The organism is Treponema sp. R6D11, from assembly GCF_054786075.1.
In genome coordinates this window covers 1-378 of the sequence record NZ_BDHD01001136.1, presented here as the reverse complement: position 1 = coordinate 378, position 378 = coordinate 1, and the positions used below count along the sequence as shown (strand labels likewise).

Genomic DNA, 378 nt, shown 5'->3' with positions numbered 1-378 from the left:
GATAGAGGCATTGGCAAAAGGGGACAGCATAGGCGTTTTGGTGGTGATCTAAAAAGTATGATGAAGGTCAAACGAAACCGTAATTGATGTAAAAGAAAGCCATAGAAAATGCTTTCCAATGGTTGAACAACTTCTTAGAAAAACAACATGTCTTCCTAAACGCCCGTCTAATCCGATGCCGTAAACGGCAATTGTTCCCTTCTATCCCTAACGTGTATTCCTTTCCTACTAATTTCTCGTCTTCATTGAACGCCGTGAGAAAACTGTCCCACTCGTCACAAGCTATCCGGTCATAGGTTACCCCCAGCCCTTTTAGCCGTCTCCTTAGCTTTTTCGCCGTTTTTAAGTCCCGTTTCCCCCATACATACGCTACTATCT

1 protein-coding gene is annotated in these 378 nt (G+C 43.7%); it reads right to left on the bottom strand.

Translation table 11 applies throughout. From position 1 onward, the window contains the following. Positions 1-67: 67 nt before the first annotated feature. On the bottom strand, positions 68-378 hold a 311-nt coding region (locus ACYVTD_RS17820), incomplete at its 5' end, for an IS1 family transposase (RefSeq protein WP_461248953.1).